The organism is Peribacillus sp., assembly GCF_059453735.1.
Genome location: NZ_JAZVJO010000466.1, coordinates 1 through 3,543, shown reverse-complemented (window position 1 = coordinate 3,543; position 3,543 = coordinate 1). Strand labels below are relative to the sequence as shown.

Sequence of the window (3,543 nt, the reverse complement as noted above, 5' to 3'; positions counted from 1 at the left end):
GATTCTGGCTGCAGCTCAAACAAATGCCTTGTGATAACCAAGTTTTCGACTACCGCTGGACCTAAGGCATCAGGAGTAACATTCCAGTTACCAAGTCCCACTACTAAACAACTACTCGCCTTTTCCACTTGCACCTCTTTTAAGAAATTAGCTAGTTCTTGGGCGAACACTTTTTCAACAACCATCTGAAGATCTGTATCCTGTTGACGGATTCCCTGAACTTCTAAAGTAAGATACCTTCCCGCTTTTTTCCCAACTACTTCTTCTCCGTCCTTATCTATTTCAACTAAACTAATTTTTAAATCATCGACATTCCGTTCTTTAATTACAACACCGTTTAAATGCGAAATATTATCTTCCCCAGCTACCCCTTTTTCACCAAGTGCTAACTCTCTTGCTTCAATAGCTAAATCGGTCCGAACCCCGTAATTTCGTAAATCTAGTTTTTTTTCCACCGCTGCTCACACCTCACATAAAATAATTGCAATTGTTTTTCTTTAACATTTTGCCGATATTTCTTTTTTATTATTCATAACTCTGGTACAATACCTTTAACGAGATATTGCTTAGATGAGACATAATTCTTTTCGATTCTGATTCAGATATTGCATTATATAACAGTGTCTGATAAAATATAATTTGTGCTATTTAGTATAGATTTGAAAAGTCGGGATCATTTAATCTCGATTTCTATGTAGGAGGTGAACGGAATGCCAAACATTAAATCTGCTATCAAACGCGTGAAAACTAACGATTCACGTCGTCTACGTAACGCAAATGTTAAATCTAATGTTCGTACATCTGTTAAAGTTGCTGAAACTGCATTGGCTGGCGACAACGCTGCTACTGCTAAAGAAGCTTTATTAACAGCTGCTAAGAAATTAGACAAAGCTGCATCTAAAGGACTTATCCATAAAAATGCGGCAGCCCGTAAAAAATCTCGTTTAACTAAGAGACTTAATTCATTAAACGCTTAATTTTTAATGAGTTCAAATTAACGATCCATTCGGGTCGTTTTTTTTGTATACAAAAAGGCGTTGGAACACTTCCCACGCCTCTTTTTTATGTCTTTATCTCATTTTCATCAACAATAACTCAAGCGCAAGTGCTTTTTCAATTTGGCCTGTTTTCATCTTATAATCCGCTTCCGCAAGATCATTAATAATCGCTAATAGTTCACGTTCATCGAATTTCCCGTTTTTCTGGAAGGCCAGTTTTACTCGATAAGGATGTATTTTTAAGGCAGAGGCAATTTTTTGCTGACTATAGCCTTGCTTTGAAAGTCCCTTCACTTGGTACATTAAACGGACTTGACTAGCAATGACACCCAAAATCTTAATCGGTTCTTCATTCTGCCGCAACAACTCATGATAAATAGTCAAAGCAGGTTCGATGTTACGCTGCAAGAGATGATCAACCAGCGTAAATACATTCTGCTCTAAAGATTTTGCCACGAGCTTTTCAACCGTTTCTACGTCGATTGTTCGTTCTTCTTCCACATACAAAATCATTTTATCCATTTCATTTGCCAGCATCATTAAGTTAGTCCCAGCAAGCTCAAGTAACATTTCAATGGCTGCATCATCCATTTCAACTTGTGCTGCAGTTGCTCTGTCTCTAGTCCACGTCTTCAGATCGTGTTCCGAAAGTTTCTTAGCCTCAAAAAGAGCTGCACTCCGTTTTAATTCCTTCGTTATTTTTTTCCGTTCATCCAACTTTTCATACGGAGCGACTAAGACAATAATGGAAAAAGGGGCTGGATCAGCCAAATATTGTTCAAGTTTTTTTACGTTATGCTCTACTTTTGACTTATTTTTCTCCGCAGTTAAAAAAAACGGATTCATCAAGAACACCAAACGCCTCTCCCCAATAAATGGCATCGTTTCCGCATCTTCTAAAGCCGTTTCAATTGGGGTCTCTTCCAAATCAAATTGGGCAAAATTAAAATCCAACTCATCTTCACTCAATGCATGCTCAATTAATAGCTGCTTCGTCTCATTGATTAAATAACTCTCATTGCCAAGCAACAAATAAACAGGTGCAAACTGTTTTTTCTTTATATTTTTCCAAACATCCAGTACCAAAATAATTCCGCCTCTTTTTATGTATTCTTATCCCTTATGGTATAGATGCAAAAGCGATTTGACAACCCTTTGAGAAAGAATAAAAAACGGCAGAATAAGGGAATCGGTCTGCATTGGCACCGATTCCCAATCTATATGAACGCTGTAAGCAAGTCCCTAGGTTTAACTTCCTATACAGCGGTTATAGTACGAACATGAATCGACAGTCGACTGACTGAAATGATGTTCTTTTTGGATTGGAACGGTGCGCCGTACAATTATTTTAGCCCCGTACGTCCAAAGTATTTGTGTTAACTCTTGGGAACAAAAAAAGCTGGTTTAATTGGTAAGTTTCAACATATATTTACAGGCAGTGGTTTGTGAGCGGTAGATTTTTTTCTAGGTATCGCTTATACTATTAAGTGAAATAGGAGGGGTATATTATGAATGAATTTGAAAAAAATGTACAAACAAAGCGGAATGACGTTGGCGACTCAGCAGTAGGCTTTATTGCTTCTTTCGTATTTTTTGCACTCTTGTTCACGATTGCTGTTGCTGTACAAGTAATTGGCTCTTAATTAGTCGTATACATAGACTAAAAAATACGACCTGCTTGATAAGTTGACTGGGATAAACTTTCTAGCTTGGAGGCTGCAGATGCAGTCTCCTTTATTTTTACGTTTCTGATACTGACATCCTATGGCAGTTGTGTTGAAAAGGTTCCAGTACTTTTTTTAAAACGATACGTAATCGCCCCATGGCTGTCAGTGCGAAATATTTTCACACCGTGCTTATTAAAGACATCAAGGACCTCCTGATGAGGATGACCATAACGATTATTCTTTCCAGCTGAAATAACACTCACTTTAGGCAAGATTGTTTTCACCAATTCTTCTGAAGATGCCGTCTTACTTCCATGATGCCCCGCCTTCAAAACATCTGCTCGGAGCGTTGGATAGGATGCTATAAGCTCTGGTTCTCCCTCAATGCCAAAGTCTCCTGTAAACAACCACGTTAACCCGCCCATTTTTGCATACAAGACAATTGAAGCATCATTGGTATTCTCTTCTTTTTTATACGGATGAAGCACGTGAAAGCTCACCCCGCCTGCTTCCCATTTTTCTCCCCGCTTAAGGGTTTGAATGGGAATACTCTTTGACTGCGCCACTTCCACAAAATTTTTATCCAAATAATCACTTTCACTTTCTCTCCCGATTACAATACTTTTCACAGGAATATGTTGAAGAACCTCCTTCGCACTTCCAATATGATCCGCATCTGGATGGGTCAAAATTAACTTATCAAGATGATGAATGCCTTTACTTTTTAACAATGGAATAATTATATCTTCAGCTGTATTATACGTTTTACGCCGCTCCATCCAGGCTTCCTGGTTAAATGCAATACTGCCTCCAGTATCAATTAAGTAATTACCACGGTTATAGGGAAGTTTAATAAAGATACAATCGCCTTGACCAAT

At 38.2% G+C, this 3,543-nt stretch carries 5 protein-coding genes; 2 read left to right on the top strand and 3 right to left on the bottom strand.

Features of this window, described 5'->3' with window-relative positions; translation table 11 throughout:
- A partial coding sequence (gene gpr, locus AC52RT_RS15435) for a GPR endopeptidase (protein WP_495541565.1) occupies positions 1-455 on the bottom strand: 455 nt, incomplete at its 3' end.
- A gap of 255 nt (positions 456-710) precedes the next feature.
- Here gpr and rpsT point away from each other — a divergent pair.
- Complete coding sequence (gene rpsT / locus AC52RT_RS15430; RefSeq protein ID WP_040373863.1) at positions 711-977, top strand: 30S ribosomal protein S20; 267 nt, start codon at positions 711-713, stop codon at positions 975-977.
- Positions 978-1,070: 93 nt separating this feature from the next.
- Here rpsT and holA read toward each other — a convergent pair whose 3' ends face one another.
- Complete coding sequence (gene holA / locus AC52RT_RS15425; RefSeq protein WP_495541564.1) at positions 1,071-2,084, bottom strand: DNA polymerase III subunit delta; 1,014 nt, start codon at positions 2,082-2,084, stop codon at positions 1,071-1,073.
- A gap of 422 nt (positions 2,085-2,506) precedes the next feature.
- On the opposite strand from holA, the gene AC52RT_RS15420 reads away from it, so the two are divergent.
- Positions 2,507-2,641 carry a YqzM family protein gene (locus AC52RT_RS15420; RefSeq protein ID WP_040373865.1) on the top strand — a complete coding sequence of 45 codons (135 nt, stop codon included), beginning with the start codon at positions 2,507-2,509 and terminating at the stop codon, positions 2,639-2,641.
- Between the two features lie 119 nt (positions 2,642-2,760).
- Here AC52RT_RS15420 and AC52RT_RS15415 read toward each other — a convergent pair.
- A partial coding sequence (locus tag AC52RT_RS15415; RefSeq protein WP_495541563.1) for a DNA internalization-related competence protein ComEC/Rec2 occupies positions 2,761-3,543 on the bottom strand: 783 nt, incomplete at its 5' end.

Coding starts and splice junctions, on each gene's coding strand:
- AC52RT_RS15420 (WP_040373865.1), top strand. CDS start 2,507: ATGAATGAATTTGAAAAAAATGTACAAACAAAGCGGAATGACGTTGGC.
- rpsT (WP_040373863.1), top strand. CDS start 711: ATGCCAAACATTAAATCTGCTATCAAACGCGTGAAAACTAACGATTCA.